Origin of the sequence: Vibrio sp. 10N.261.51.A4 (genome assembly GCF_041471945.1) — a bacterium.
GTDB lineage: Bacteria > Pseudomonadota > Gammaproteobacteria > Enterobacterales > Vibrionaceae > Vibrio > Vibrio crassostreae_C.
In genome coordinates this window covers 1-384 of the sequence record NZ_JBFRPJ010000137.1, presented here as the reverse complement: position 1 = coordinate 384, position 384 = coordinate 1, and the positions used below count along the sequence as shown (strand labels likewise).

At 40.4% G+C, this 384-nt stretch carries 1 protein-coding gene; it reads left to right on the top strand.

The genetic code is table 11. The features are described 5' to 3' along the window. Positions 1 to 93 precede the first annotated feature (93 nt). On the top strand, positions 94 to 321 hold the full coding sequence (locus AB4384_RS23095; RefSeq protein ID WP_371973534.1) for a phosphonate metabolism protein: 228 nt from the start codon (positions 94 to 96) through the stop codon (positions 319 to 321). Positions 322 to 384 lie beyond the last annotated feature (63 nt).

Here is a 384-nt window from a genome sequence, read left to right as displayed (position 1 = left end):
TTACTTTAATTGGTATAACTTCCTTTTAAAATGGTCCCGAATGAAACTGAAGTACTGCAGTTTTAGGCTGGTGAAGTACTTTGATACAATGGAATGATTAACTCATTTATGTTGATTGTTTTCGTTGGCAACCGCTGCTTAAGGCGTACCGCCATACTCGATTGCGTTTGGCAACTGCGTCCTCGGTTTGATGCTCCTAGCTATGCCGAGCGATTAGAAAGCTTTGAATGGTGGCATTGGGATGATGAAACACTAGCAGAAATATTGCCACCATTCCAAAAAGATTGCGGTGAGTTTTTGGCTTACTTTGAGCAAGTCTAACCCCAATATATTTTAAGTCTGAAACTAAAAAAGCAGCCTAAGTGGCTAATGCCGTTCACTTAA

Excerpts from the sequence above, each read along its gene's own strand:
- AB4384_RS23095 (WP_371973534.1), top strand. The coding sequence starts at position 94 with ATGATTAACTCATTTATGTTGATTGTTTTCGTTGGCAACCGCTGCTTA.